The organism is Luteolibacter luteus (assembly GCF_012913485.1).
Taxonomy (GTDB): Bacteria; Verrucomicrobiota; Verrucomicrobiia; order Verrucomicrobiales; family Akkermansiaceae; genus Haloferula; species Haloferula lutea.
The window spans coordinates 522,464-547,645 of sequence record NZ_CP051774.1; the positions used below are offsets into that span (position 1 = coordinate 522,464).

A 25,182-nucleotide genomic window follows, 5' to 3' on the forward strand; every position below is an offset into this window, starting at 1 on the left:
GCTCAGTGGAAGGGCCACACCAGCGGGATGACCAGACAGGCCACGACCCAGCAGATGATATTTAGCGGAATGCCCACCCGCAGGAAGTCCGAGAAACGGTAGCCCCCCGGTCCATAGACCATCAGGTGAGTCTGGTAGCCCATCGGCAGCGCGAAGGCGGTGGACGCCGCCACGGTGACTCCCATGACGAAGGGTCGTGAGTCCACACCCAGTTCATGCGCCAGCTTCACCACGATCGGCACCATCATCACCGCCGTGGCGTTGTTGGAAAGCACCTCGGTGAGCAACAAGGTAAGCAGGAAGACCAGCCACAAAGTCGCCAGCGGCAGATGCTCGGGTGAGAACATCGTCCTTGTGACTTTCACCAAGGTCTCCGCGAGATACTCCGCCGTGCCCGTCGCCTGCATCGCCATGCCGAGTCCCAGCAGGCCGTAAAGCATCAGCATGACCTGCCAGTCCACGCTCGCGTAGGCATCGCGCGGAGTGATCACCTTCAACCAAAGGAGTGCCAGCGCGCCAACCAGCGAAGCGTAGTGGATCGGGACCACCGGAAAGCTCGGGTTCACCCCGTTCACCAGATCCGTGATCGTGGCCACGGCCACCACGCCAATCAGAGTCGCCCAAGCAATCCGGGAATGATGCTTCGGCGGTGGTGGAGTGTCATCGACCGGCTTGTCGGTGAGGATGAAGTCCTTCGTATCCTCGATTTCATCGAGGTTGTGGGCCGGAGTGATGACGAGCAAGGTATCACCGATCTCCAGAGGCACGCTGGCCAGCTGTTTGGTGATGTTCACCCCATCGCGATGCACTGCCAGCACCACGGCATTGTATTTCTGGCGGAAATCGGAGCGCGCCAAGGTCTGTCCGTTAAGGGACGACTCATCCCGCACCACCAGCTCCGTCACCAGCCCGTCAACTGTGGAGAGCACCTGCGCACGGATCGAGGCGAAGAGTTCTTCCGGCTTCACCGTCCTCTTGTTCCGGCTGTGCACGGCCACCAAAAAGCGATCGTATTTCTCGACCGTGATGGTATTCATCGGCCGCATGATGCGCTGCCCGTTGCGACGGATCTCAAGCAGGTGCACTCCTCCCTCTCGGTCAAAGAGCGGGGTATCCAACAGCGGCTTGCCCACCATCGGAGAGTCTTCTTCCACCAAGATATGATAAAGCGGCGTGGTGCGGTTCTCGATGTCCAGACTACCGCTGATTGAGGAACGGGCTGGAATAAGCTTGGGGCCGAAGATGACCAGATAGGCGATACCCGCGATCGCCAGCGGGATACCCACCGGTGCGAGCTCGAACATGGTCATCGGCCGCTCGCCGAGGTCCTTCAGCGCACCGTTCACGAGCAGGTTCGTGGAGGTGCCGATCAGGGTGCAGCAGCCACCCAAGATGGAGGTATAGGAAAGCGGCATCAGCAGCCGGGAGGCCGGGATGTTCTTGCTGCGGGCGAAGCCGAGGTTCACCGGCAGCAGGATGGCCACGATGGCCGTGTTGTTCATCCACGCACTGAAGAAGGCGGTCAGCACGGAAAACCACAAAATGGCCCAGCGTAGATTCCCGGACAGCTTGGTTTTCAAGATGTGGCCGATGTGATCGACCGCTCCAGACCTCTCCAGCGCGCCCCCGATCACAAAAAGCGCCGCGATGGTAAGCGGCGCTTCATTTTTAAAGACTTCCGTCATCTTCGACGGGTCGATCAGCCCCAAGGCCACGACGCCGCAAAGAACGGTGAGTGCGATGACATCCGGCGCAGCCCATTCGCGGATGAAGGCGATGAGGGTCACGACGATGACCGCCAGGGTGAGTCCGATTTCCCAAGTCATGTGAAAGTCTCCCCGTGTGGGGTCAACCGGCCCGGCCATGCACCGGGCATGGAAAAATGGCAAGCCCGGGGCGAGGCAGCGGATCGGGCGAGATTCGGGATTGGCCAATCGCCGACAGCGCCGCAGACTCCGCCCGTCCGTCACTTTCCCATGCCTTACCTCGTCACCATCGGTCTCGAAGTCCACTGTCAGGTCAAAACGCGCACGAAGATGTTTTGCTCCTGCGAAACCTCCTTCGGTGACGAGCCGAATACCCGCACCTGCCCGGTCTGCCTGGGCCTGCCCGGCGCGCTCCCGGTGCTGAACCGCTACGCGATCGAGAAAACCCTGCTGGCCGGGCTCTATCTGGACTGCGGTTCCCCCGAAATTTCCCGCTGGGATCGGAAGAGCTACTTCTACCCGGACATGCCAAAGAATTTCCAAACCACGCAGATGGACTTCCCCCTCTGCCTCGGCGGCTCCGTTCCCCTCTACGACCACTGCTACCCCACGGATGCGCGGAAAAGCATCGCCCGCCCCGGCCACCGGGTGCGACTGAACCGCATCCACCTGGAAGAGGACGTGGCGAAGTCCACCCACCTTGGGAACTCCTCGCTGATCGATTTCAACCGCGCTGGCACCCCCCTGATGGAAATTGTCAGCGAGCCGGATATCGAATCCGCGGAGGAAGCAGGTGCCTACCTGCGCTCCCTGCAGATGATTCTCCAACAAGCCGGGATTTCCGATGCCGATATGGAGAAGGGTCAGATGCGCTGCGACGTGAACATCTCCCTGCGCAAGAAGAAGGAAGACCCTTACGGTGCGAAGGTCGAGCTGAAGAACCTGAACTCCATCTCGGCCGTACGCCGGGCGATCTATCACGAGGTCGAACGCCAGGCCGAGGAGCTCGACATGGGCATCCCGCAGATCCAATCGACCCGCCGCTGGGACGATGATCGCGGGGAAACCCAACTCATGCGGACGAAGGAAGACGCACACGACTACCGCTATTTCCCCTGCCCCGATCTCCTGCCAATCGTCACCGGGCCGATCCTCGACAAGGTGCGCCCGATGCTCGGCGAGCGACCGCACGAACGCTCCGCCCGCTACGAGGCGGACTTCGGCGTCACTACCTACGATGCCTCGGTGCTATCCTCGGATCTTCCGCTCGCGACCTACTTCGAAGCCCTCGCCGCAACTCCCGGCATCCCCGGAAAGAAAGCCGCGAATTTCCTGCTGAATACCCTGCTCGGAACGCTCAACGATCGCTCCATCGCCATCGCCGACTCACCAGTGGGAGCCGGGAAAATCGGTGGCCTGCTAATGCTCGTCGAAGATGGCACCCTGGCCCTCAGCCAAGCGAAGGAAGTGCTCGCCGTGATGCTTGACGCCCCGGACCGCGATCCCGCGGCCGTGGCGAAGGAACTCGGCTTCGAACCGACCGACGCCGGCGAACTCGATGCGCTCTGCGATCAAGTCATCGCTGCGAACCCGGACAAGGTCGCCGAGATCAAAGGCGGCAATGAGAAGCTTCTCAACTGGCTCACCGGCCAGGTGATGAAGGCCTCCCCGAGCAAGCCGAACCCGAAGCAGGTCACAGATCTGCTGAAATCGAAACTCTAAGTTTCCATGGCCTCCAGCGATACGAAGTTCCGGATCCCCGCTTCAGAGATCAAGGAGCTGATCCCGCCGATGGGAGCATGCTTGGCGACGGACCGGATCACGGTCGATGGAATGAAGGTCGGCTACATGTATCGCGAGGAGCCGGACAATGAAGCCGACTCCGGCTGGCGCTTCCTTTCCGGAGACGAGACGCAGGAGTATGCCGACATGCCGTCGAACTGGGCGGCCTATGAGGTGAACACGATCTGCAACTACGACCCGGCGATCATCCCCCATCTGAATCGCGAGGCGGGAACGGCATTCGGTCGGATTGAGGGCACGGATCTGTTCGAAGAAGAGGAGCCCTAGAACGGGTGCGCATAGGCTTCCAAGGCCTAACTTTCATGCCGGATCTTCAATATTGATGCCTATGCTTCACCACGGCGATTGCCTCGAGATCCTGCCCACCTTGCCGGATAGCTCGGTGGATCTCGTTGTCACCTCGCCACCCTACAATCTAGGCATCAACTATCGCTCCTTCGACGATACCGCGGGACGTTCCGAATTCCTCGACTGGTGTCGTGCCTGGGCCACGGAGCTGAAGCGCGTGCTCTCCGATGACGGCTCATTCTTCCTCAACGTCGGAGCATCCCCTGCAAACCCTCTGCTCCCCCATCAGATCGTGCTCGCCTTCACCGAAGGTCCGGAGGCGCTCTTCGTCCTTCAGAATACCTTCCACTGGATCAAATCGATCACCGTCGAGACCCGCAGTAGCGAGCAGATCAGCGTGGGTCACTTCAAGCCGATCAACTCGAAGCGCTTCGTCAACGATTGCCACGAGTATGTCTTCCACCTGACCAAGCGCGGCGAGGTTGAAGTCGACCGCCGCGGCGCGGGTGTGCCCTATCAGGACAAGTCCAACATCGCCCGCTGGGGACATACCGGAGGCGTCGATCGCAGGTGCCGCGGGAACACTTGGTTCATCCCCTACGACACGATTAACTCCCGCGACAAGGAGCGACCCCATCCCGCCAGCTTCCCGATCGCACTGGTGGAACAGTGCATCCTCCTGCATGGCAAAGGAAGCGCCACCCGCCTGCTGGACCCCTTCCTCGGCATCGGCAGCTCCGCCGTGGCAGCGAAGCGCCAAGGCCTCGCGGAGTTCACCGGCATCGAGCTGGATGACTACTACCTGTCCATCGCCCGGCAGCGCTTGGAAGAGGTGGACCTTTCCGAAACCGGACCAGGCAAGTAGCCCCCCTGCCGCGCAAATAATCGTTTGGTTTCCCCCGTTCCCCTTCTAGATTCCGGCGTGGACGAGCCGGAGCAGGTAGACAGCGTAGAGGAATACACCAAGGTCGAATCCATCTTCGTCCGCCATCGAAATGCCCTGGTGCTGCGTGCGAAGTTCGCGCCGATCTACACCGACTACTACCTGCACCTGATGCAGCATGGCATCCGCCATTCGCAGGAGCTGGATGAGATGCTGAAGGACAGCCTCGCCGCGATCACCCTCCACTGCGTGGCGCGCCCATGGGCGGAGACCGTGGCATGGACCGTGAACCTCCGCGCACCGCGCGTGAATATCTTTGTGACCGGTAGTTCTCTGGAGGAATCCGTAACCGGTCGTCTCTTCACCGAGGACGTCCGTGAGCCCGATCGCAATTTCTTCTACTCGCAGGTGACTGCGAAGCAATGGGCCGAGCCGCGCCTTTCCACACTCGAAGTGGAGGGCCGCGATCCCCTGCGCTGGGTAGAGCAATACTACGCGCAATCCGAGCAGCGGCCGGCGCGGATGTTCCGCCACGATGACGAGCTTTTCACACTCGTTACCGCCCAGCCGGATTGCGACGAGGAATGGCTTGCCGGCCTCGATGCCGATGCGGCAGAGCGGATTCAAGAGACCGAAGAAACGACCCTGCTGGAGACCCGCCGCTTCCATTTCAACTGTGGCTGCGATCTCGGGAGAATCCTGCCCGTGCTGGGATCCTGGCGCGAACGCATGGACGAACTCTTCGAGGACGCCGATGTCATCACGGTCCAGTGTCCGCGCTGCGCCGCGAAGTATCGTGTGACCCGCGACATGCTCTGAGGCCGATTCTTGGGACGGGATTAGGATTGGCCCTCGCGGTCCGGCTCTCCATGCTCCGCGGCATGCCGACAACGCGCGTCGATCTCGGGGACCGTTCCTACGATGTCCTGGTGGAAAAAGGCCTGCTCTCCCAAGCAGGTCAGGCAATCCAGCAAGCAGGTGTCCGTGGCCGCGCGGCCGTAATTTCCGACGCGAATGTCTCCCGTCATCACGGCGCCAAGCTGCTTGCGAGTCTCGAAGCCGCTGGCTTCGCTCCAAGCCTTCACGAGGTTCCCGCAGGCGAAGGATCGAAGTCGATGAGCCAAGTGGAGGAACTCTGCGCCGCCATGGCAGAGGCCAAGCATGACCGCCGCTCCTTCGTCGTCGCCCTCGGCGGCGGAGTGGTCGGCGACTTGGCCGGGTTCGTCGCTTCGGTCTTCTATCGCGGCATCCCTTTCGTGCAGATCCCGACAACAATCGTCTCACAGGTGGACTCGTCTGTCGGCGGGAAGACAGGGGTAAACCTGCCGCAGGGCAAGAATCTGCTGGGAGCCTTTCACCAGCCGGCCCTGGTGATCGTCGATCCCGACGTGCTCGCCACGCTGCCGGACCGCGAGTATCGCGAAGGCTACGCGGAGGTTATCAAGCACGCCGCCATCCGAGATGCCGCAATGATCGCTGATATTGCCGCGCTCGACCCTTCGACGCGCGAGGTACCTGCTGACCTGATCGCGCGGAACATCGCCATCAAGGCTCGGATCGTCGAAGTGGATGAGCATGAAACCAAGGGCATCCGTGCCCTTCTCAATCTCGGCCACACCATCGGGCATGGTATCGAAGCGGCAGTCCCCTACGGCAGCATGCTCCACGGGGAGGCAATCTCACTCGGACTGCGTGCCGCCCTCTATCTTTCTGAGAAACGCTCGGGACTATCAAAGGAAGACTCCGCCAAGATCCTCGGACTCCTCCAGCACTTCAGGCTGCCCCTCATTCTTGAGGACCAGATCACGACGGAACAAATCCTTCACAAGCTGGGCCGCGACAAGAAATTCGAAGCAGGCAAGATCCGCTTCGTCCTGCTGAGCAAGGCTGGCGATGCCTTCGTCAGCGATGCCGTAACGGCGGAAGATCTGCAGGAGGCCATCGAACACCTGCGGCATCCGCTTTAAGTTGGACCCGCAAGGCAATCTATCTTCTACCCACCACTCAAAAACAGAAAACCCCGTCGCCCTTTCGGACGACGGGGTCTTTGAAAGACAAACCCATTACATTCCCGGCAACTCGACGGTGCGGGAGTATTGGAAGGATTCCTGAGCCAGGATCTTCTCGCGCACCTCATCCTTGAGGCCGGGGGTGTTGAGACGGATCACAGCAGCGTCGGAAAGCACGGTAATGCCGATTTCGACGCCCTTGAGGCGACCGGCCTTGAGTTCGTCGATGCTGACGACCGGCTTGAGCTGGCCGACGGAAGCATCGGTCTCCAAGCCATTGCCGCGGAGGATCATCTCCGTTCCGGCAGCGTCTTCACCGAGGGTCACGCGCACCGGCACCGTGGTCGGAGCATTGTTACCCGAACCCGGCTGGGTCACTTCCACCTGGAAGGTCAGCGTGAACTGATAAATGTTTTCGCAGACGAAGTTCTCCACTTCCTTGACCTTGTCATCGTAGCTGGAGAAAGCCGCCTTCAGGTCAGCTTGGCCCAGTAGATCCTTAAAGGTATCATCCGGATTCACCAGCAGGCGGTAGAACACGAAGGTGGAGGAATCATCTTCCTCGGTGCCCTTCACCGGATCCTGATATTCGAGCTTGTAACCCACGCAGGACACGTCGCCTCCCGCATCGTTCGCCGTACCGATCTCACCAAGGTAACGGTCGGTTGCAGCAGTGAAGAAAATCAGATCTGCGGCGTTCGAGCTTTGGTTGGCCGAAGTACCCGGCAGATCGCTGCTGATCTTCGCATACATCCACTCGAAGGAATTGCCGCGGCGCGATACCATGGACTCGAAGTCCTTCGCCAGGGTATCCAGCATCGACTTCGCTTGGCGGGATGCGCGGATCTCCGCACGACCACGCTGCCACGAATCCAAGGCCACACCGGTGATGGAAACGAGGACGGTGACGATCACCGTGGTGATGGCCATGGCGACCATCAGCTCGATCAGGGTGAAGCCGCGCAGGAAGCGGCGCTTTAAGGATAAAGGGGTTTTCATTGGAAGTCAGCAGTTGGCTGTCTTAGCGGCGAACGGCGAGGTTGCGGGTGAAGATGGGTTTGGTGAGGTTGTTCGGATCGAACTTCCCACCCTGCCGGACGTATTCCGGTGCACTGTTCGGCACAATGAAGAACTCCGCGGCGAAAGCAATAACCGCTTCCACGTAGGCGTCGGAACCGGAGCCACCCAAGGACTCGCCGGTGTTGTTCGGATCCGGGTTGATGCCACCGCTCTCGCGCTTCTTGAGCTGGCCGTTGCTGAACTCAAGCTGGGTCAACTTGGCCGCGAAGATCCGGCCGTCGAGTGCGTTGAGGTCTTCCATCAGCAGGGTGTCCGAGCGCAGGCGAACCATCGGCTGGACCACGAAATCCTTACCGGCGACACCTCCGCCTTGGGTAAACGGCTCCATGGTGCCGTCCTCGCGCAGCGAAGTCGGATTTCCGCGATACTGGTAAAGCATCACCGTCTCGCTGCCATCGGAGGCTTGTTCGATCCAGTTATAGGCCTTGTCGAAGCCAGTGGTGTAGCTCGGGCCCGAACCGCCGGGACGAAGGGTCACAAGCTCGCGTTCGAGAGCCGCGGCCAAGCGGTCCGCCTCCTGAACGCTGATCGCCTTACGCAGACCCGTGGTGGCGGGGCCGAAAACGGCGAGGAACGCGGTGAGAAGCAAGGCAAGCACACCGATGGCGATAACGGTTTCCATCAAAGTGAAACCGCGGCGCATGCGTGAAAGGGTGGAATTCATGTTGTCGTCAGAATTTGGTCACGTCGGAAGGAATGCCGATTTGGTCCGGCCCGCGGAACAGCGAGGTGCGGCCGTTTCTCCAAATCACAAAGCCGGCAAAGTCGCGCTTGCCGTCGCCGGTCACCCGAGGCTCTTCGCCGTCGGGGCGAATGCCGGAGCCAACCACGAAGCTCGAGCCCGGAGAGGTACAAATCCCCTCGGAGTTGAACTCGTAGTAGAGGTAACGGCCATCGAAGGCGCGTTTGTTGATGGTGAGGGTCATTTCTTCGATGTCCCCGCTCCCGGCCTCATGATCCTTCTTGCTGTAGGACTTGCTGAAGAAGGTCTTCTCCGGAAGGTTCAGCGCGCGGCTGGCAAGCTCCCACTCTTCGGTAGGCTCGCCCTGCTCATCCAGCTTCTGGTAAGCTACCACGATGCGGCGAAGGTAATTCTCGGTGTCCCGGGGATCATTGATATCCACCAGCACGCGCGATTTGGTTCCCTTTCCGACCGCGATCGAACGGGCTTCATCAAACACCGCTTCCGAGGTGGCAACGGCAGCCCCGACTCCATTACCCCCCGTAATCCCTCGCAGGCCTACGGCCCCCAAGGTCAGGAGAAGCGAAATGATCAGGATGACGACAAGGAGCTCGATAAGGCTAAAGCCTCCAAGGAGTCGTTTCTTGGGTGAAGTCATGGCGGGTTTTATTTTGAGGACTTATGCTGCGGTTTTTTGCCGGATGCAAGCGGGAATGTGTTTACATCGCGATTACGTGAAAAACAGGATTAGGCCGGATAGTGGCCCTTCCGGGGACCATCCACCCAAGCCCAAGCGGAGCGGACCATGTCCCGGACATCCTTGTGCTTGGCCTCCCAGCCCAGCACCTGCTTAGAATAAGAAGGATCTGCCAGAAGCTGAGGCGGATCACCCTCGCGGCGAGGGCCGTATTTGACCGGGACGGTGCGGCCGGTGACTTCTTCCACCGCGGAAATGATCTCCTTTACGGAGACCCCCACGCCGGTTCCCAAGTTCGCTTGGATCGTGTTCCCTCCAGCCGCGAGATGCTCCAGCGCTTTCAAGTGGGCCTCGGCGAGGTCGTTCACGTGAATGTAATCGCGGATGCAAGTGCCGTCCGGGGTCGGATAGTCGGTGCCGAAGACATCAACATGGGACACCTCGCCGGTGACAGCCATGAGGACCCGGGGGATCAGGTGGGTTTCGGGATTGTGATCTTCACCGATCACGCCATCCTCAGAGCAACCGCTCGCATTGAAGTAGCGCAAGGAGACGCTCCGCAGCCCGTAGGCGTGATCGCAGTCCTTGAGGACCTGCTCGAGCATCAGCTTGCTTCGGCCATAAGGGTTGATGGGGTCCTGCCGGTTGCTCTCCACGATCGGGATGGTCTCCGGCACGCCGTAGGTGGCGCAGGTGGAGGAGAAGACGAAATTCTTGCAGCCCTTTTCCTGCATCACTTCCAGCAGGTTCAGAGGTTCCGCGGTGTTGTTGCGGTAGTACTTGAGCGGATTGGTCACGGACTCGCCCACATAAGCGTAGGCAGCGAAGTGGATTACCGCGGCAAAGCCGTGCTGGTCGAAGAGCCGGGTGATCAGGGCACGGTCGCCCACGTCCCCCACCACCAGTTCCACGCCGTCATCGACGATCGCTTCCTTGTGGCCGAAAACCAGATTGTCCAGAACGACGACCTTGTATCCCCGGGATGCGAGCAATCTGACAGTATGGGAGCCGATATAGCCGGCTCCTCCGGTAACGAGGACAGGGGCGGTCATGTATGAGATTTAGGCAGCTTGACGCCCGCAGGAAATGGATTCTGTGGCTACCTGTCAACCCGCCCGCTGGACTTCGCACGATTCAACCGAATAAATCCTTTCATCCCACGGCGCAAAACCATGACCCGGGCGAGTGCCCCCTCGGAGTGGGGCGCCGGCTCCCCCGCAAAAAACGGGACGCGGCCACGAAACGGCAGAAGGTTTCCACCCCCTCTGGACTTCTATCGGATCGGTTGAATAATTCCCTCCAACCACCGTTTCAAAACCATGACCGCAACATCCCGCTGGATCAAAGGAGCTACCGCGGCGCTTCTCACCGTCGTCGCCACTTCCTGTTATTATGACCCCTACTACGCCGGCGGTGGCGGCGGTGGCGGCTACTATGAGGGGGGCGGTGGCGGCTACTACGGCGGAGGCAGCACGACTTTCGTCTATACCAGCAATGACCGCTGGCTCTACGACCCGGTGGTCTATTGCTACTATGACCGCTACCGGGGCTGCTACTACGATCCCTACCTTTATGGCTACTATCCCGCCGGCTATTGCCCGCGCCCGATCTATGGAGCTTACCACCCGCATGGCTGGTATCCGGGTCATGGCGTCCTGGCACCGCCATCCGGCTTCCGCGACCGCTACCTGAGCAATTACCAGGACCGCATCCAGCAGTTGAAGAACCGCAACTACCGCTGGGCGCAAAACGTCCGCGAGAAGAACGACCGCGCTGCCGATGCCATGCGCGAACAGCGCGTGCGCGCCGCCGCGAAGTACAAGGACGCCCAGTTCTATCAGAAGCAGCGCAATCAGGCGATGCGCGAGCAGCAAGGCCAGCGCCAGCAGAACATCCGGGAGCAACAACAGCAGTTTAACAACAAGGCCTGGGGCCGTGGCGGACAACGCCAGCAACAGCAGCCTCAGCAGTTGCAACAAGAGCGGCAGCAGCCGCGCCAAGCCCAACCGCAGCGCCCGCAGCAAAGCAACCAACGCTCGCGGAATCCCTACTACAACCAACAGGTGGACACAACTCCCCGCGGTGGTAACGGGGGCGGATCCCGCCAAGCCCGGGCTCAGGACGCCCAACGCCAGCAGCAATATGGCCGCGGCGGTCCAGGTCCGCAGCGTCAACAGGCAGCACCGCGTGAAGCACCTCCACAACGCGAACCACGTGCCAATGGCGGCGGCGGCGGCGGCGGCGGTGGTGGAAACTGGAAACAGAAGATGCAAGAACGCCGCGGCGGCCAAGGGCAAGACGCCTGAGTCCAAGAACTTCAGAGCTATCCAAGGCCTGCCGGGAATCCCGGCAGGCCTTTTCTTTGGCCACCCGGGCTTGAAGGCAGGGCCTGCTCCGGCAGCCAATCGCAAGGCAGGAAGGACTCCGGGGACCTCTGCGATTTCCACCCTGATCCGCCTGATAAAAAGTGGAAATTTAACAGGGAATCCCGAGGTGCCGCGAGATGGCAGCGGAAGTACCCCCTACCCGGCCATTCCACCAACAGGCTGGCAAGAACTTCCCTTCACCGATATCACGCATACTGCCGCCAGCTTCGCAGACGCCGGCCATCAGCTTCTACTGCCAGTGACAGCTCGGGAATACCCCTCCGCGGCTAGGGCAGCTTCGGCTGCTCGCCGCCCTCCCGCTTCGCCCTTTCGCGCTGCAGATCCTCCAAGGTCACCGTCGGCCGCATCATCCGTCTGCCTATCCACCATCCCGCGAGCGCTCCTCCGAAGTGGCAACCGTGTGCCACCACTTGGAAGCCAGCCTCCGGAAGAAACCAAGAGCCGACCAGAAACATCCCTTCCGCCAAGATGATTCCCCGTCCGAGATTCTTCGCCGAGATCGGCAAAGGGGCCATCCGCGACTCCGGAGATACGGTGGTCAGCCAAAGCAGCAGGGCCGTAAAACCTCCGGAGATTCCCACCAATTGGAAATCGCGATGCGGTGAAGGTGCTGCGATCACTTGGACCAAGCCACCCAGCAACACTCCCGCCAGCAGCACCTTGGCCACGGCCGATGCCCCACCAATGCGCTCCACCCGGGCGCCAATCAAGAGCAGTCCCGCCGCATTGATCGCGAGGTGGGTGATATTTCCGTGTAGAAAAGCGTGGCTCACCAATTGCCAGACCTTCCCTTCGAGCAAGCCTTGGCGAGAAAGCCCGAAGGTCAGGAAGAGCCAGTCCAAGCGATCATCACTGGCAAAGCACATGCCACCGTAAACGGCAGCGATCACGAGAACCAGAAGCCAGCACAATTTCGCCCCGCGGAGATCCGCGATCACCCAGCGCCAGCGATCTCCGCTCCGTTGTGTCACGGTCGGAAGATGCATGGCAGGAGGGTACGCAGAGAGTCGAAAATTCGCGCGGCTCTACCTAGGGCAATCTCACTTCACGACGCGGGCGCGCGGCTCGCGCTTCACCGAATCCTGCGTGCCGGGAGAAGTCACGAAGGGACCGCCCTCCAGCGGGGCGATGCCGGTGAAGGCCACGTCCGGCATTTCGCTCGGACGACCGGCCAGCGGAAAATCCTTCCGCAGCGGGTAAAAGGGATAACCTTCCCACATCAGGATACGGCGCAGGTCCGGGTGACCGCTAAAGCGGATGCCCATCATATCGTAAACCTCGCGCTCATGCCAGTCAGCACCCAGCCAGATGTCGGTGGCAGTCGGCACTTCCTCGTCCTCGGAAACCTTCGACTTCACCCGCAGGTGCTTGGAGTCATCCACGGTCACCAGTTCGTAGACCATCTCGAAGCGAGGATCCTCGCCGAAGTGGTCGAGGCTGGAGATGTCGATGATCATCTCGTAACCCATCTCCTTCTTCGCGGTGGCCAGCACCTCGTGGAGCACTCCGAGCTTCACGTTGATCGTGTGCTCGCCGCGGAACTCTTTCGTTCCCACGACGTTCTCGCCGAACTTGGCGGAGAGTTTTTCAATATCTTGCGCGGCGGACATGGAAAGCGATCAGGAAAGGTCTTCGATGAATTCCTTCTTCTGGTTCTTCAGCGCCGGCTCGGCCTCGATCTTCGCCTGGAGCTTCATCAGCCCCTCGATCAGCGCCTCGGGGCGCGGCGGGCAACCGGAAATGTAAACGTCCACCGGAATGAGGCGGTCGATGCCCTGCAGCACGGCGTAGGAGCGATACATGCCACCGGAGGAGGCGCAGGCACCCATGGCGATGCACCACTTCGGTTCCGGCATCTGGTCCCAGATGCGCTTCACGGCGAGTGCCATCTTATAGGTCACCGTGCCAGCCACGATCATCACGTCCGCCTGGCGGGGCGAGAAACGCATCACTTCCGCGCCGAAGCGGCTGAGGTCGAAGCGGCTGCACGCGGCGGCCATCATTTCAATGGCGCAGCAGGCGAGACCCATCGGCATCGGCCACATGGAGTTTTTCCGCATCCAGTTGATAGCGGCATCCACGCGCGTGAAGATGATATTGCCTTCGATCTTGGAATCGTAGGCCGCGTGGGCGGTCTGAAGGGAATCGCTGACCATAGTGGTGCGGCGGGACGATGCCCCTCCCCCGCCCTGCCCTCAAGCCCGTTTGTGAAATTTTTCACAAGCTCCTGCCCGACACGGCGCCCGGGCTGCGGCGGCAAGCAGCCCAAGGCGCTCCTTGCCAGAGACCCGGCAGACCTGATAGCCCGTCTGGATGAGCCGGAGAAAGATCCGAAATTACGGAATCGCCGCGGGCCTGCTGCTCGCGCTGCTCCTGCTGTTCAAAACTTCCGGTCCCACCGGAGAAGAAGAAGGCACGAAGAACTCTCTCCGCCGGACTAGCGGGCTCTCCCCAGCGAGTTCTGACGAAAACGGACCCGGCAAACCGACCAAGACCGGTCGCCTGAGGGAAAGCCGGAAGGTGGCATCGGACGAAGATCAGAAGAAATTCGCACGCTTCTTCCTCCCGCCCGTGAAGCTGGAACATGCGAGCATCGAGGAAGCGATGGAAAAGATCATCGCGGCCTACGCCGAAGCTGCAGTCATGACCCAGGAACACCCCCTCGACCTGCGGGTGGATGTCTCCGGTGCCCGCCCCGATGCCATCCTCACCTGCACGACACCGCGTGCTCCGGCAGATACGGTGATCCGCTACCTGGCCGCCCTGACCGGTCACCGGGTAAAAGGCTCGCTGCCGGATTTCCGCCTCGCAATCCTGGAGCGCAGCACGGACCGGAAGGGCTCCTTGGACGACACGATCGATCCCGAGATGCTGGCGGGATTTTTCGAGCGTCAAAAGAAGCCCACGAAAGCTGAGTTGGGAAACGATCCCTTCGGTGAAGAAGGCGAAGCGGCGCAGGAAGCCCGCGGCCCCTCGTCCACGCTTCAGGAGGTGCTCCGCGCGAACGGTTTTAACCAGGATGCCGAATTCAGCGCGACTCCGGACGGTCATCTTCACTACAAAAACCTGAGCGAGGCCGAGGTCGAATTGCTCGGGATGCTCGCCCGCTTCAGCAGCCCCGGTGAGTCCGGCCCGATCCAGATGAAAGCGAGTACGGTAATCGTCCAGCTCGACGACTCCCTCGCCCAGACACTGTCCGACGGGATGGTGCTCTCCAGCGGGCAATCCCGGCTCGCCTTGGGAGAATTGATGAGGAGCACCAAGGCCGACGTCTTAAGCATGCCGGCCCTGATGACCCGCGAGGGCCAAAGCGGCAGGATCATTCTCAACGGACAGAACCCGGCTCCCGCCGGAGACGGTGACACCTGGACCGGCGTCCGGGTGGCGAGTGCTTCCGTGCCTCTCGGCCTGGGTAGCGAGGTTGAATACGCCTTTGAAATCCGCGAGCCGAACGGCCAGCGGACCAAGGGCAGCAGCAGCGGCATCCTGCCCGCCGGAGGAAACGGGGTCATGGTTGCTCCCCAAGCCGACGGGAAGAAGATCGTCCTCATGCAGGCCACCGAGCCGATGGATGCAAGCGGAAGGCTTCTGTCGGAAGCACCTTAGATTCCGATCAAGATGAGCGCGAGATCGCCGCTCACTTCGGCGGAGCGTCCAGGCCGCCGGAGTTCCCCGCTTCCAATTCCGCGGTGATCCGCTCGATGCCGGCGAGATTTCCTCGGAGGACCAGCTCAGCATCCTGATCCAAGTGACACAAGATCCCGACCGGGCCGACCCAGCCGCTCGCGGTCACGATCTCGATCATTCGTTTTTCCTGATCGCCTGAGCCGACTGGAATGATCTTCCTGTCCGTTTCCGGACCATGGGCCACCATACCATTGATGTTCAAGGCTATCAGATGAGGTTTCATCCGTTCGAAAAGCTCCGGGAAATTCTCGATGTGGGAATGGCCGTGGTGGAAATTGTAGACCATCCCTACCTCCGGCATGCCCAGCTCCTTGAGGATCGCCATCTGGTTGTCCGGCTCTCCGAACCAGCCGCCGTGATTGTAGAGACCAAGCTTGCAGCCCGATTTCTTCGCTGCCTCCGCGATGGGACGGATCTGTTCCGCCGCAGCCTTTACCTTTCCCTCTTGATCGGGGTTCGCAGGATCACCGATCAGGACCCAGAGCTGCGGATGGATCTGCTTCTTCCCGATCAGATCGAGGATTTTCAAGGCCGTCTCGTCGAGTGACGACGGCATCCACCAAGCGGAAATCTCGATGCCATGGGAAGTCATCGCATCCACCTCTGCCTCGAAGGTCGGGATGTGCTCCGCCCTCCAATCGTAAGCCAGACGGGTGATCCCCAGCCGGTTCAGCATTTCAGCCCGCTGGACCGGCCCGCGCTTGATGGAATCGAAGGGGACGATGCACCACGCGGCCATCTTCCCGCGCTGGAACATTGCCGTATCCCGACCCTGTGCGATGGCACCAAAGAGGGTGAAGACAAGGATCCAGAGTCTCTTCATCGGTTTGGAGGGCGACCCATCCTTACCTGGAATGTCTCGCCTTATCTTTCATCGCCGGGATGGGCCCGAAGATGAAACCCGGCCTTGTCAGCAGGGGGGGAACTGCGGATTCTCCGCGCCCCATGAATCGCATCGACGCGGCATTTGCCCGGCTTCAGTCCGAAGGAAAGAAGGCGTTCGTCGCCTATGTCGCCGCCGGTGACCCATCCTTCGAAGCCTCGCTGGAGGTGGTGAAGACCCTCGCCGATGCCGGGGCGGACATCATTGAGCTGGGACTTCCCTTCTCGGATCCACTTGCCGACGGCATCGTAAACCAGATGGCCGCGGACCGCGCCTTGAAGGCGGGAATGAACACCGCCCGCTCGCTGGAGCTTATCCGCGAATTCCGCAAGACGCACGAGACGCCGATCGTGCTTTTCACTTACCTGAATCCCATCTTCACCTACGGCTTCGAGCGCTTCCACAAGGACGCCGCCGCGGCCGGTGCCGATGGCATCCTGCTGCTGGACCTGCCACCGGATGAGGCGAAGGAAAACGACGATCTCGCGAAGGGAGAAGGCCTGAAGCACATCCGCCTGATCGCCCCGACCACACCGGACGACCGCGCGGAACTGCTGGCGAAGAGCGCTGAGGGTTTCATCTACGCCCTTTCCCGCACCGGAGTGACCGGCGCACACGGGGTACCTTCGGAAGGCATCGGCACCCAAGTCGCGAAGATCAAGGCACACGCCACGGTGCCGGTGTGCGTGGGCTTCGGCATCACCAAGCCGGAACAGGCCGCCATGGTCGCAAAGAATTCGGACGGGGTGATCGTCGGATCCGCCATCGTGAAGCAGATCGAACTCCATCCGAACCGCGCCGCCGAAGCTGTCCGCGAATTTGTGACGCCCCTGATCGAAGCCACCAAGTCCGCCTCTTGATTTTCAGTTCTTAGCCTCCACTTTGCCCCAGCCCATGCTCCTGCATTTCTACAAGATGAACGGTGCCGGCAACGACTTCGTTGTCATCGATAACCGCGACCTTTCCGCTGCCCTGACCAAGGAGCAGATCGAGCACCTCTGCGACCGCCATCGCGGGATCGGCGCGGACGGATTGCTCGCCGTGGAGCCGTCCGAAAAGGGGGCCGACTTCAAATTCCGCTACTACAATGCGGATGGAGGCGAAGCCGAGATGTGTGGCAATGGCGCCCGCTGCTTCGGCCGCTTCACCGCCGCCCTCATGGAGGATGATCCGGAGCGCGTGACCTTCGAAACCATCGCCGGAACCCTCGCGGCCGAACTGGTGGACGACAACATCCGCATCGCGATGTCCGAACCCAAGGACCTCAAGATCGATACCGGCGTGGAGATCCCGGACCTCAATGCCAAGCTCCATTTCATCAACACGGGCGTGCCTCACGTGGTTGCCTTCGTGGCAGACCTGCCGGGCACGGAAGTGGTCCGCCACGGTGCCACGATTCGTTACCACAAGGCCTTCGCCCCCGCGGGAACGAATGCGAACTTCGCGACCGTCCTCGCTCCGGGTCATATTGCCATCCGCACCTATGAGCGCGGCGTGGAAGACGAAACCCTGGCCTGCGGCACCGGCATGGTAGCCTGCGCGCTGATGCATCACCTTCTGGATGGTGCGCCATCCCCGATCAAGGTGGACGTAAAGGGGGGCGACACTCTGGAAATCGGATTCGAAAAGAAGGGCGATACCTTCACCAACGTGACCCTCACCGGCCCGGCTGACTTCGTCTTTGAGGGTGACATCGAGATTTGATGTTAAATTTCGGCATCATGTGATGCCAAAATTTGACATCATTTTAGAGCAGGTGTAGTTGGTTCGCCATGGACTACAAGGCGAGCCGGAAACGAACGATCATTGACCTGCCCGATGAGGATCTGTCGCGCCTTGATGCTTTGGCCGAAGAAGGATCCGTCTCACGTGCTTCCATACTGAGGGAAGCAGTGGCGGAGTATGTGGTTCGGAAGAGCAAGGTTCCGGCCGTGCCCAAGCCCCTCAGCGGTTTTGGCTCGCTGAAGGGCTACTATGGCGAGGCGCAGGCCTATCAGGATCAACTTCGGGGAGAGTGGGAATGACCGGCTTCTTCGATACCAACATCCTTATCGATTTCCTCAACGGGGTGACGGAAGCACAAGTGGCGACCTCCGCTTACGGACGCCGCTGCATCAACCGGATCACCTGGATGGAAATTCTGGCTGGTGTCAAAGACACGCCGGGAGAAGATATCGCACGGACTTTCCTCGCCCAATTTGACGTCGTCGAGATGACGGAGGAAGTCGCGGAGGCAGCGCTCACCCTACGCCGTCACCATGTGCCGCGCCTGAAGTTACCGGATGCAATCATCCTCGCCTCCGCCCGGATGCTGGGCTGTCGGCTGATCACGAGGAATACCCGGGATTTTCCGCAGGACTCGGCAGACGTCCATGTACCCTACCGCGTGTGACGGGAAATTTCACAAATCCGGGCTTCCGGGTTGAAGAGCGCCGCGGGTTGTTCATTCTCCGCCCGCCATGACGTTCCGAGGCACCTACACCGCGCTTATCACTCCTTTTCGCGACGACCGTATCGATACCGCGGCCTTCAAAGCCTTGATCGACCGTCAGGTTGCCGCCGGCATCACGGGCATCGTTCCGGTGGGCACCACCGGCGAGTCCCCGACGCTCGATATGGATGAGCACATCGAGGTGATCCGCCTGGCCGCGGAATACGCCGCCGGCCGTTGCCAAGTCGTGGCGGGCACGGGAGCGAATTCCACCAAGGAAGCCATCGAGCTGACCCAAGCCGCCGAAAAGGTTGGCGCGACGGGGACGCTTCAGGTTTGCCCCTATTACAACAAGCCCTCTCAGGAAGGGGTCTACCGCCACTTCCGCACCGTGGCCGAAAATACCGGCCTGCCGGTGATGCTTTACAGCGTGCCTGGCCGCAGCGGGATCGAAATCGGCGTGGAAACGACCGCGCGCCTTGCCGCGGACTGCAAGAACATCGTTTCCATCAAGGAAGCCGGTGGTTCGGTGGAGCGCGTGAACCAGCTTTTCCAAGCGGTGCCTGCGGATTTCTCGATCCTTTCCGGCGACGATCCGCTGACCCTGCCTTTCATGTCCTGCGGTGCCGTGGGTCTGGTTTCGGTGACCTCGAACCTCGTCCCCGAGGTGCTGGTGAAGCTGGTGCAGCTCTGCCTGGACGGTGACTTCACCGGGGCTCTGGCTCAGCAGAAGCAATTTTACCCGCTGTTCCGCGGCCTGATGTCGCTGGACGTGAACCCGGTGCCGATCAAGACCGCCGTCGCACTCCAAGGCCACTGCACGGAGGAACTGCGCCTGCCGCTCGCCCCGATGACGGATGCGGCGAAGGCCCAGCTTGCAGCGTTGCTCCGCGAGTTCGGACTGCTCTCCTGATCACCCCCTCGACCCACGCCATGATCCAACTCCTCGTCACCGGCAAGTCCGGCCGCATGGGCCAAGCCGTTCTCCAAGCTGCCAGCCAGGAGCCCGCCGTCACCGTGGCATCCACCCACGACAGCGGGGAAAGCCTTACCGCAGCGATCACCCAAGCGAACACGGTGATCGATTTCACGGTCCACAAGTTCACCCGCGAGTTGCTCGACGCCGCCTTGGAAAAAGGCACGCATCTGGTGATCGGCACCACCGGCCACACCGATGAGGAGCGCGAGGCGATTCACGAGGCCGCCAAGACGCTGCCGATCGTTTACGCCCCGAACTTCTCCATCGGTGTGAACACGCTCTTCTGGCTCACGCAGAAAGCCGCGCAGATCCTCACCCAGGACCGCTTCGACATCGAAGTGACGGAGATGCATCACCGCCACAAGATCGACTCTCCTTCCGGCACCGCGCGCCGCCTGCTGGAGATCCTCAACGAGGAAACCGGCACCGATTACAAGAAGGACATCGTTCACGGCCGCTTCGGCAACGTGGGCCCGCGCCCGCCCCGCGAAATCGGCATGCATACCCTGCGCGGCGGTGACGTCGTGGGCGATCACACCGTGATGTTCGCCGCCGATGGCGAGCGTGTGGAACTGACCCACAAGGCCAGCTCCCGCCTGACCTTCGCCGCCGGCGCGGTCCGTGCAGCCGTATGGCTCTACGACAAGCCGGCAGGTCTTTACGACATGCAGGACGTATTGGGGCTGAAGTAAGCCTGAGACTCAAGACCGCTGCGCTCCGAGACCCAAGACGCAAGACTTGAGAAAGACCTCCTGATCCGGAACTTCGAGTCTTGTGTCTGAAGTCCTCCAATCATCCGTCTCGCGTGAAACCCGCGTAGGCATTGCCCTCGGCTCGAATCTGGGCAATCGCCTGCGCCACCTGCAGGAGGCGCGGGACTTGCTGAAAAACGTCGCTGTTCCCGGTTCCCTGATCCAAGCCCCGGTTTTCCAGACGGAGCCGGTAGATTGTCCGGATGACTCGCCGGATTTCTACAATACCGTGGTCGAGATCGGGTACAAAGGCACGCCACACGATCTGCTGGACGCCACCCAAGCGATCGAATTCCGGCTCGGTCGGACGACGGTGCCGGTGAGGAACGCGCCACGGGTGATCGACGTGGACATCCTTTACTTCGGCGAAGAGCGGATCGAGGGGGAAATCCTCGATCTCCCCCACCCTCGCCTGACTTCGCGGCGCTTTGTCCTTCAACCGCTTGCCGAGATTCGCCCGGATTTGATCCTCCCTGGCGATCAAGTTTCGATTGCGGAACACCTCCGGCACCTCGACTCTAACGAGCCGCCGCTCGTCACTGTGCAAGCGGTGTGGTAAGCCATCCGATTCCCGTGACCGGTTCCGAAAAAGCCGCTGCCCTCGCCGCCCGGAAGCACGCCGGACCTCCGGTGACGATGTTGACCGCCTACGACTATCCTACGGCCCGTCTGTTCGATGATGCCGGAGTGGACGCGCTGCTGGTAGGAGACTCTCTCGGCATGGTGGTGCTGGGCTATCCGGACACCACCCACGTCACGCTGGATCAAATGATCCATCACGTCGCGGCGGTCGGTCGCGCGAGGCCAAAGGCCCTGCTGATCGGGGATCTTTCGATCGGCACCTATCCCGATCCGGAAACGGCCGTGACCAATGCCCGCCGTCTGGTCGAGGCCGGTGCCGAAGCCGTGAAATTGGAAGGCGGCCTCCGGCAGGCTGCAAAAGTGAAGGCCATCGTCGATGCCGGTATTCCCGTCTGCGGCCACCTCGGGATGCTGCCACAGCGGGTCCTCGAAGAAGGCGGCTACAAGAAGAAGGGCAAGACTCCTGAGCAAAGCGCCGCGATCCTCGAAGGCGCTCTCGCACTTGCCGAAGCGGGCGCATTTGCGATCGTGCTGGAAAGCGTGGTGCCTTCCGCTGCGGAATGGATCACCGCGCGAGTCCCTATTCCCACGATCGGGATCGGCTGTGGCGAGCACACCTGCGATGGCGAGGTATCCGTGGCGACCGACCTGATCGGCACTTTTCCTTGGTTCGTGCCTCCCTTCGCGAAGCCGGAGGCGAATCTTGCTCCGCAGATCACCGCCGCGGCAGCAGCCTACTGCAAGCGCGTGCAGAGCGTGCCGATCCAGCATCGCTGACCCCCTTCGTCATGCCGTCTCCCGCCTTCCAATCCGAGTTCGACACTTGGCTCGACCGGGCCCTTGATGAAGCCAGCGGCAGGGACGACGTGGTCGCTTTCAGCTTTAATCTAGGCGAGCCTTGGAGCATCGAAGTCGTCGGATGCGGCAGCTATGATGAGTCTGACGAAGACTGGGCCACCGATGAAATCTTCCGTCCGGAGACCGATGCCCTCGAGCTTCCTGAAGTGGAGGCTGGCGACGATTGGCAATCCGTTCTCGAGTTCGCCAAAGCGCTTGTCGGCTCGTATCTCTCAAGGCCAAGCACCGGCAGCAGCACCCTGAAAAATGCCTCCGCGGTCGCTGTGGGTTTCGTGGATGGGGAGATCCACAAGCTCTGGCCATGAGCACCCCTGACAAACAAGCCGATCTCGAAGTAAGGATGGCGGCCTTGGGCATCGAGGAGGAAGACCTCCACGAGAGCTTCATTCTCGGCTCGGGCTCGGGGGGGCAGAAGATCAACAAGACGAACTCCTGCGTCTTTCTCAAACACATCCCCAGCGGCCTTCAGGTGAAATGCCAGGAAAGCCGCTCGCGGGAGGCCAACCGCCAGCTCGCCCGGGAGCTGCTCTGCGATGCCTTCGAGGGGATCAAGCGTGACAAGGCGACCGCACAGAAACAGGCCATCGAGAAAAACCGCCGCCGCAACCGGCAGCGTTCCCGCCGCTCGAAGCAGCGTTCCGTCGCCGAAAAGCGCCAACTCTCTGAGAAAAAGGCGATGCGGAAATCCCCAACAGGTGACGATTGATTTCGTCCCCTTCCCTGCTAATCCTGATACCTATGAAAGCCTACCTCGATCTTATGCGCGATGTCCTGCAGAACGGCGAGGAACGGTCCGATCGCACCGGCACCGGCACGCTCTCGGTTTTCGGACGCCAGACTCGCTATGACCTGCGCCAAGGCTTCCCCTGCCTCACCACCAAGAAGCTTCACCTGCGCTCCATCATCCACGAGCTGTTGTGGTTCCTGAAGGGTGACACCAACGTCGCCTACCTGAAGGAAAACGGCGTGCGGATCTGGGACGAGTGGGCGGATGAAAGCGGCGAACTGGGCCCGGTTTATGGCCGTCAGTGGCGTTCCTTCCCAGCCCCGGACGGCCGCACGGTCGATCAGATCGCAGAGCTGGTCCACGGCCTGCGCGGTGATCCGCATTCACGCCGCCACCTGGTGGTCGCGTGGAATCCCGGCGAGCTCAACCGCATGGCCCTGCCGCCGTGCCACTGCTTGTTCCAGTTTTTCGTGCACGAGCCGGAGTCGGACCGCCCCGGGCTTTCCTGCCAGCTCTACCAGCGCTCCGCGGATCTTTTCCTCGGCGTGCCTTTCAACGTGGCTTCCTATGCGCTGCTGACCATGATGCTGGCTCAGGTCTGCGACTTCGAGCCGCGCGAATTCATCCACACCTTCGGCGATCTTCATCTCTACAAGAACCACCTCGATCAGGCCCGCGAGCAACTGACTCGCAGCCCGAAGCCGCTACCGACGATGTGGATCAATCCGAAGGTCCGGGAGCTGGACGATTTCACCTTCGAGGACTTCCGCCTGGAGAACTACGATCCCCATCCCCACATCAAGGCGGAGGTCTCTGTGTAAGCGGCCATGTTTCGCTTCGAGCAGCGCCGGGAAAAGCTGATCAGCCGGCAGCATTTCACGCTGCGGATGCTGCGCTGCGGAGCGATTGCGGCAGGCATCACGATGTTCGCGCTTAGCATCGGGATCGCAGGCTATCACTGGATCGGCGGCCTTGGCTGGGTGGATTCATTTCTGAATGCCTGCATGATCCTCGGCGGCATGGGGCCGGTGGATGAACTGAAGGACGATCCTGCGAAAATCTTCGCCGGTTGTTATGCGCTGTTTTCCGGGCTGGTCTTTGTCGCGCTGGCAGGTTTCCTCGTCGCGCCCGTCTTCCACCGGATGCTCCACCGCTTCCACTATGAGTCGGACGACGACGACAAAGACTCATGAGCCGCCTCACCGCCATCGTAGCCATGACCCCGGACCGTGTGATCGGCCGGAATGGCGATCTGCCCTGGCATCTGCCGGAAGACCTTGCGTTTTTCAAGCGGACCACTTCGGGCCACACCATCGTCATGGGGCGGAAGACCTACGAGTCCATCGGCAGGCCCCTGCCAAAGCGCCGGAACATCGTTCTAACAAGGGATACCGCCTGGAGTGCTCCAGGCGTGGAGGTGATCCATGCGCCGGAAGATCTGGAATCGATCCCGGGGCTCGGCGAGCAGGTCTTCATCATTGGCGGTGCGGAGATCTATGCTGCATTTCTCGGACATCTGGATGAATTGCTGGTGTCCTGGGTCTTCGAGAATTATCCCGGAGACACGCGCTTTCCCGAATTCGAGGAACGATTTTCGCAGCCGGAACTCATCGAGACGCATGAAGCCTTTGAAGTTCGCCGCTACCTGAAACCAACCGCTCTCTAACCATGGCCCAGACATTCGAACTCGAAGGTACCCTCAAGCACCTCTTTGACACCCAGACCTTCGCCAGCGGCTTCGCAAAGCGTGAATTCGTGGTGGAAGTTCCGGACGGCCGCTTCCCGCAGATGATCAAATTCGAGTGCGTGAAGGACAAGATCGCGATGCTCGACGGCATCCGCATCGGAGACCAGGTGAAGGTCGCTTTCGACATCCGTGGCAGCGAGTTCAAGGAACGCTTCTACGTGAACCTGAACGCGTGGAAGATCAACAAGAGTGGTGGCAGCGGGGCCGCAGATGACGGTGATAGCCAGCGGACGAATTCCTCGATGGACGCCAGCTTCGACAATGAGCCGGACATGTCGGACGATATTCCGTTCTAAGAGCCTCAAGGGTCGACGCGCCGGAGTGGTGTGCGAAGAGACGACTCTCCGGTAAGCCTCGGCCGGGGAAGCTGCGAGCATGCGGCGGATTTCTGCGGAAGAATCCCCCGGAACGATCGGTCGTGCTTGCGACAGGAAGTTCCTGACCCCGAGCGCGGGCATCGTGGTACATGCCGGCTGCGATTTTTCCTTCTCTATCAGGTGGGCTTGGGAGCAATGCAAAGTGCCATGCGCCTGTCTCCCCCAAAGGGCTGGTGACGATGCTGCGGTGCGTGACCGGCCGCAAATTCTTCAAAATCTAACGCCTTTTTCACAACTTACAGGTGGCGGCTCCGTAGACGATCATCTAATGGCATAAGTTAACCGAGAGCCCACGCTTGGAATTTGGCACTCTCCTCCCGCCCCACCCCAAGATGAAATGCCCATCCCTCTTCCGCGGTATCTCCTTTTCACCGCCTCCGGGCTCCTATCTTCAGGCAACCATTTCCCATGCCGAGTGTCGCTTCGGTGACGCCGGAAGACTCGTTGATGATGCATTCCCGGAGGCGAATCCCGACCCGGCAGGCCCGCCATTTGCGTTTCCCGGGCCGAAAGAATGAAGCTCTTTGAGGGCCAACCTGCATCTTTGGACTCCCTGTCCGGCCTCTCCTTCCACCCACCCCATCATTCCCTTCCGACCCTATCTCCGAGGCGTCCGCATTCACC

The 25,182-nt window shown here is 60.9% G+C and carries 30 protein-coding genes; 21 read left to right on the top strand and 9 right to left on the bottom strand.

Annotation, left to right across the window (positions count from 1 at the left end; all coding sequences use genetic code 11):
* Window positions 1–2: 2 nt before the first annotated feature.
* The gene (locus HHL09_RS02090; RefSeq protein ID WP_169452842.1) at window positions 3–1,826 is read right to left on the bottom strand and encodes an SLC13 family permease; all 1,824 of its coding nucleotides are present in this window, start codon (window positions 1,824–1,826) and stop codon (window positions 3–5) included.
* Window positions 1,827–1,976: 150 nt separating this feature from the next.
* On the opposite strand from HHL09_RS02090, the gene gatB reads away from it, so the two are divergent.
* From gatB to aroB, 5 genes are all read left to right on the top strand, one after another.
* Window positions 1,977–3,428, top strand: coding sequence for an Asp-tRNA(Asn)/Glu-tRNA(Gln) amidotransferase subunit GatB (gatB, locus tag HHL09_RS02095; protein ID WP_169452843.1), 1,452 nt, complete (start codon window positions 1,977–1,979; stop codon window positions 3,426–3,428).
* A gap of 6 nt (window positions 3,429–3,434) precedes the next feature.
* Window positions 3,435–3,776 (top strand): DUF2185 domain-containing protein, encoded by a 342-nt coding sequence (locus HHL09_RS02100; protein WP_169452844.1) that lies wholly within the window; start codon window positions 3,435–3,437, stop codon window positions 3,774–3,776.
* A 55-nt stretch (window positions 3,777–3,831) separates the two neighbouring features.
* Entirely contained in the window at window positions 3,832–4,662 is an 831-nt protein-coding gene (locus HHL09_RS02105; RefSeq protein ID WP_169452845.1) for a DNA-methyltransferase, read from the top strand.
* Window positions 4,663–4,719: 57 nt separating this feature from the next.
* Window positions 4,720–5,499, top strand: coding sequence for an Hsp33 family molecular chaperone HslO (locus tag HHL09_RS02110; RefSeq protein WP_205760962.1), 780 nt, complete (start codon window positions 4,720–4,722; stop codon window positions 5,497–5,499).
* A gap of 62 nt (window positions 5,500–5,561) precedes the next feature.
* Window positions 5,562–6,647 (top strand): 3-dehydroquinate synthase, encoded by a 1,086-nt coding sequence (gene aroB / locus HHL09_RS02115; protein ID WP_169452846.1) that lies wholly within the window; start codon window positions 5,562–5,564, stop codon window positions 6,645–6,647.
* A gap of 96 nt (window positions 6,648–6,743) precedes the next feature.
* Here the strand turns inward: aroB and HHL09_RS02120 are convergent, their stop codons facing one another.
* The 4 genes from HHL09_RS02120 to galE all read right to left on the bottom strand — a co-directional run bounded on the left by HHL09_RS02120 (window position 6,744) and on the right by galE (window position 10,200).
* Entirely contained in the window at window positions 6,744–7,688 is a 945-nt protein-coding gene (locus HHL09_RS02120; RefSeq protein ID WP_169452847.1) for a PulJ/GspJ family protein, read from the bottom strand.
* A gap of 22 nt (window positions 7,689–7,710) precedes the next feature.
* Window positions 7,711–8,433, bottom strand: a complete 723-nt coding sequence (locus tag HHL09_RS02125; RefSeq protein WP_169452848.1) for a prepilin-type N-terminal cleavage/methylation domain-containing protein — start codon at window positions 8,431–8,433, stop codon at window positions 7,711–7,713.
* A 7-nt stretch (window positions 8,434–8,440) separates the two neighbouring features.
* Window positions 8,441–9,109: a prepilin-type N-terminal cleavage/methylation domain-containing protein gene (locus HHL09_RS02130; RefSeq protein ID WP_169452849.1), complete on the bottom strand. Its 669-nt coding sequence runs from the start codon at window positions 9,107–9,109 to the stop codon at window positions 8,441–8,443.
* Between the two features lie 89 nt (window positions 9,110–9,198).
* The gene (galE, locus tag HHL09_RS02135) at window positions 9,199–10,200 is read right to left on the bottom strand and encodes a UDP-glucose 4-epimerase GalE (protein ID WP_169452850.1); all 1,002 of its coding nucleotides are present in this window, start codon (window positions 10,198–10,200) and stop codon (window positions 9,199–9,201) included.
* A 267-nt stretch (window positions 10,201–10,467) separates the two neighbouring features.
* On the opposite strand from galE, the gene HHL09_RS02140 reads away from it, so the two are divergent.
* Window positions 10,468–11,454 (top strand): hypothetical protein, encoded by a 987-nt coding sequence (locus tag HHL09_RS02140; RefSeq protein ID WP_169452851.1) that lies wholly within the window; start codon window positions 10,468–10,470, stop codon window positions 11,452–11,454.
* Window positions 11,455–11,801: 347 nt separating this feature from the next.
* Here HHL09_RS02140 and HHL09_RS02145 read toward each other — a convergent pair whose 3' ends face one another.
* The 3 genes from HHL09_RS02145 to nuoB are packed head-to-tail and all read right to left on the bottom strand — an operon-like array spanning window position 11,802 to window position 13,691.
* Window positions 11,802–12,521, bottom strand: coding sequence for a rhomboid family intramembrane serine protease (locus HHL09_RS02145; protein ID WP_169452852.1), 720 nt, complete (start codon window positions 12,519–12,521; stop codon window positions 11,802–11,804).
* Window positions 12,522–12,575: 54 nt separating this feature from the next.
* Complete coding sequence (locus HHL09_RS02150) at window positions 12,576–13,145, bottom strand: NADH-quinone oxidoreductase subunit C (RefSeq protein WP_169452853.1); 570 nt, start codon at window positions 13,143–13,145, stop codon at window positions 12,576–12,578.
* A 9-nt stretch (window positions 13,146–13,154) separates the two neighbouring features.
* Window positions 13,155–13,691 (bottom strand): NADH-quinone oxidoreductase subunit NuoB, encoded by a 537-nt coding sequence (nuoB, locus tag HHL09_RS02155; protein ID WP_169452854.1) that lies wholly within the window; start codon window positions 13,689–13,691, stop codon window positions 13,155–13,157.
* A gap of 157 nt (window positions 13,692–13,848) precedes the next feature.
* Between nuoB and HHL09_RS02160 the strand changes: the two genes are divergently transcribed.
* A complete protein-coding gene (locus HHL09_RS02160; protein WP_169452855.1) occupies window positions 13,849–15,141 on the top strand; it encodes a hypothetical protein in 1,293 nt (430 codons plus the stop codon).
* A 31-nt stretch (window positions 15,142–15,172) separates the two neighbouring features.
* Here HHL09_RS02160 and HHL09_RS02165 read toward each other — a convergent pair whose 3' ends face one another.
* Window positions 15,173–16,045: a sugar phosphate isomerase/epimerase family protein gene (locus tag HHL09_RS02165; protein ID WP_169452856.1), complete on the bottom strand. Its 873-nt coding sequence runs from the start codon at window positions 16,043–16,045 to the stop codon at window positions 15,173–15,175.
* Between the two features lie 122 nt (window positions 16,046–16,167).
* On the opposite strand from HHL09_RS02165, the gene trpA reads away from it, so the two are divergent.
* From trpA to HHL09_RS02235, 14 genes are all read left to right on the top strand, one after another.
* Window positions 16,168–16,965, top strand: coding sequence for a tryptophan synthase subunit alpha (gene trpA / locus HHL09_RS02170; RefSeq protein ID WP_169452857.1), 798 nt, complete (start codon window positions 16,168–16,170; stop codon window positions 16,963–16,965).
* A 34-nt stretch (window positions 16,966–16,999) separates the two neighbouring features.
* The gene (gene dapF / locus HHL09_RS02175; RefSeq protein ID WP_169452858.1) at window positions 17,000–17,809 is read left to right on the top strand and encodes a diaminopimelate epimerase; all 810 of its coding nucleotides are present in this window, start codon (window positions 17,000–17,002) and stop codon (window positions 17,807–17,809) included.
* Between the two features lie 68 nt (window positions 17,810–17,877).
* Window positions 17,878–18,129 carry a ribbon-helix-helix domain-containing protein gene (locus HHL09_RS02180; RefSeq protein ID WP_169452859.1) on the top strand — a complete coding sequence of 84 codons (252 nt, stop codon included), beginning with the start codon at window positions 17,878–17,880 and terminating at the stop codon, window positions 18,127–18,129.
* Window positions 18,126–18,497 (top strand): type II toxin-antitoxin system VapC family toxin, encoded by a 372-nt coding sequence (locus tag HHL09_RS02185; RefSeq protein WP_169452860.1) that lies wholly within the window; start codon window positions 18,126–18,128, stop codon window positions 18,495–18,497. Before HHL09_RS02180 ends, HHL09_RS02185 begins: the two co-directional genes overlap by 4 nt.
* A gap of 67 nt (window positions 18,498–18,564) precedes the next feature.
* The gene (dapA, locus tag HHL09_RS02190) at window positions 18,565–19,449 is read left to right on the top strand and encodes a 4-hydroxy-tetrahydrodipicolinate synthase (RefSeq protein WP_169452861.1); all 885 of its coding nucleotides are present in this window, start codon (window positions 18,565–18,567) and stop codon (window positions 19,447–19,449) included.
* 20 nt (window positions 19,450–19,469) lie between these two features.
* On the top strand, window positions 19,470–20,207 hold the full coding sequence (gene dapB, locus HHL09_RS02195; protein WP_169452862.1) for a 4-hydroxy-tetrahydrodipicolinate reductase: 738 nt from the start codon (window positions 19,470–19,472) through the stop codon (window positions 20,205–20,207).
* Between the two features lie 82 nt (window positions 20,208–20,289).
* Complete coding sequence (folK, locus tag HHL09_RS02200; RefSeq protein ID WP_169452863.1) at window positions 20,290–20,826, top strand: 2-amino-4-hydroxy-6-hydroxymethyldihydropteridine diphosphokinase; 537 nt, start codon at window positions 20,290–20,292, stop codon at window positions 20,824–20,826.
* A gap of 14 nt (window positions 20,827–20,840) precedes the next feature.
* On the top strand, window positions 20,841–21,626 hold the full coding sequence (panB, locus tag HHL09_RS02205; protein WP_240963713.1) for a 3-methyl-2-oxobutanoate hydroxymethyltransferase: 786 nt from the start codon (window positions 20,841–20,843) through the stop codon (window positions 21,624–21,626).
* Window positions 21,627–21,637: 11 nt separating this feature from the next.
* The gene (locus HHL09_RS02210) at window positions 21,638–22,012 is read left to right on the top strand and encodes a hypothetical protein (protein WP_169452864.1); all 375 of its coding nucleotides are present in this window, start codon (window positions 21,638–21,640) and stop codon (window positions 22,010–22,012) included.
* Window positions 22,009–22,413 (top strand): peptide chain release factor family protein, encoded by a 405-nt coding sequence (locus HHL09_RS02215; protein ID WP_169452865.1) that lies wholly within the window; start codon window positions 22,009–22,011, stop codon window positions 22,411–22,413. The genes HHL09_RS02210 and HHL09_RS02215 overlap by 4 nt, the downstream gene beginning before the upstream one ends.
* A 32-nt stretch (window positions 22,414–22,445) precedes the next feature.
* Window positions 22,446–23,255: a thymidylate synthase gene (locus HHL09_RS02220; protein ID WP_169452866.1), complete on the top strand. Its 810-nt coding sequence runs from the start codon at window positions 22,446–22,448 to the stop codon at window positions 23,253–23,255.
* A gap of 6 nt (window positions 23,256–23,261) precedes the next feature.
* Window positions 23,262–23,627, top strand: coding sequence for a hypothetical protein (locus tag HHL09_RS02225; RefSeq protein ID WP_169452867.1), 366 nt, complete (start codon window positions 23,262–23,264; stop codon window positions 23,625–23,627).
* Window positions 23,624–24,100, top strand: a complete 477-nt coding sequence (locus HHL09_RS02230; protein WP_169452868.1) for a dihydrofolate reductase — start codon at window positions 23,624–23,626, stop codon at window positions 24,098–24,100. The genes HHL09_RS02225 and HHL09_RS02230 overlap by 4 nt, the downstream gene beginning before the upstream one ends.
* Window positions 24,101–24,102: 2 nt before the next feature.
* On the top strand, window positions 24,103–24,477 hold the full coding sequence (locus tag HHL09_RS02235) for a DUF3127 domain-containing protein (protein ID WP_169452869.1): 375 nt from the start codon (window positions 24,103–24,105) through the stop codon (window positions 24,475–24,477).
* Window positions 24,478–25,182: the final 705 nt, after the last annotated feature.

Coding starts and splice junctions, on each gene's coding strand:
- HHL09_RS02090 (WP_169452842.1), bottom strand. CDS start 1,826: ATGACTTGGGAAATCGGACTCACCCTGGCGGTCATCGTCGTGACCCTC.
- gatB (WP_169452843.1), top strand. CDS start 1,977: ATGCCTTACCTCGTCACCATCGGTCTCGAAGTCCACTGTCAGGTCAAA.
- HHL09_RS02100 (WP_169452844.1), top strand. CDS start 3,435: ATGGCCTCCAGCGATACGAAGTTCCGGATCCCCGCTTCAGAGATCAAG.
- HHL09_RS02105 (WP_169452845.1), top strand. CDS start 3,832: ATGCCTATGCTTCACCACGGCGATTGCCTCGAGATCCTGCCCACCTTG.
- aroB (WP_169452846.1), top strand. CDS start 5,562: ATGCCGACAACGCGCGTCGATCTCGGGGACCGTTCCTACGATGTCCTG.
- HHL09_RS02120 (WP_169452847.1), bottom strand. CDS start 7,688: ATGAAAACCCCTTTATCCTTAAAGCGCCGCTTCCTGCGCGGCTTCACC.
- HHL09_RS02125 (WP_169452848.1), bottom strand. CDS start 8,433: ATGAATTCCACCCTTTCACGCATGCGCCGCGGTTTCACTTTGATGGAA.
- HHL09_RS02130 (WP_169452849.1), bottom strand. CDS start 9,109: ATGACTTCACCCAAGAAACGACTCCTTGGAGGCTTTAGCCTTATCGAG.
- galE (WP_169452850.1), bottom strand. CDS start 10,200: ATGACCGCCCCTGTCCTCGTTACCGGAGGAGCCGGCTATATCGGCTCC.
- HHL09_RS02140 (WP_169452851.1), top strand. CDS start 10,468: ATGACCGCAACATCCCGCTGGATCAAAGGAGCTACCGCGGCGCTTCTC.
- HHL09_RS02145 (WP_169452852.1), bottom strand. CDS start 12,521: ATGCATCTTCCGACCGTGACACAACGGAGCGGAGATCGCTGGCGCTGG.
- HHL09_RS02150 (WP_169452853.1), bottom strand. CDS start 13,145: ATGTCCGCCGCGCAAGATATTGAAAAACTCTCCGCCAAGTTCGGCGAG.
- nuoB (WP_169452854.1), bottom strand. CDS start 13,691: ATGGTCAGCGATTCCCTTCAGACCGCCCACGCGGCCTACGATTCCAAG.
- HHL09_RS02160 (WP_169452855.1), top strand. CDS start 13,849: ATGAGCCGGAGAAAGATCCGAAATTACGGAATCGCCGCGGGCCTGCTG.
- HHL09_RS02165 (WP_169452856.1), bottom strand. CDS start 16,045: ATGAAGAGACTCTGGATCCTTGTCTTCACCCTCTTTGGTGCCATCGCA.
- trpA (WP_169452857.1), top strand. CDS start 16,168: ATGAATCGCATCGACGCGGCATTTGCCCGGCTTCAGTCCGAAGGAAAG.
- dapF (WP_169452858.1), top strand. CDS start 17,000: ATGCTCCTGCATTTCTACAAGATGAACGGTGCCGGCAACGACTTCGTT.
- HHL09_RS02180 (WP_169452859.1), top strand. CDS start 17,878: ATGGACTACAAGGCGAGCCGGAAACGAACGATCATTGACCTGCCCGAT.
- HHL09_RS02185 (WP_169452860.1), top strand. CDS start 18,126: ATGACCGGCTTCTTCGATACCAACATCCTTATCGATTTCCTCAACGGG.
- dapA (WP_169452861.1), top strand. CDS start 18,565: ATGACGTTCCGAGGCACCTACACCGCGCTTATCACTCCTTTTCGCGAC.
- dapB (WP_169452862.1), top strand. CDS start 19,470: ATGATCCAACTCCTCGTCACCGGCAAGTCCGGCCGCATGGGCCAAGCC.
- HHL09_RS02210 (WP_169452864.1), top strand. CDS start 21,638: ATGCCGTCTCCCGCCTTCCAATCCGAGTTCGACACTTGGCTCGACCGG.
- HHL09_RS02215 (WP_169452865.1), top strand. CDS start 22,009: ATGAGCACCCCTGACAAACAAGCCGATCTCGAAGTAAGGATGGCGGCC.
- HHL09_RS02220 (WP_169452866.1), top strand. CDS start 22,446: ATGAAAGCCTACCTCGATCTTATGCGCGATGTCCTGCAGAACGGCGAG.
- HHL09_RS02225 (WP_169452867.1), top strand. CDS start 23,262: ATGTTTCGCTTCGAGCAGCGCCGGGAAAAGCTGATCAGCCGGCAGCAT.
- HHL09_RS02230 (WP_169452868.1), top strand. CDS start 23,624: ATGAGCCGCCTCACCGCCATCGTAGCCATGACCCCGGACCGTGTGATC.
- HHL09_RS02235 (WP_169452869.1), top strand. CDS start 24,103: ATGGCCCAGACATTCGAACTCGAAGGTACCCTCAAGCACCTCTTTGAC.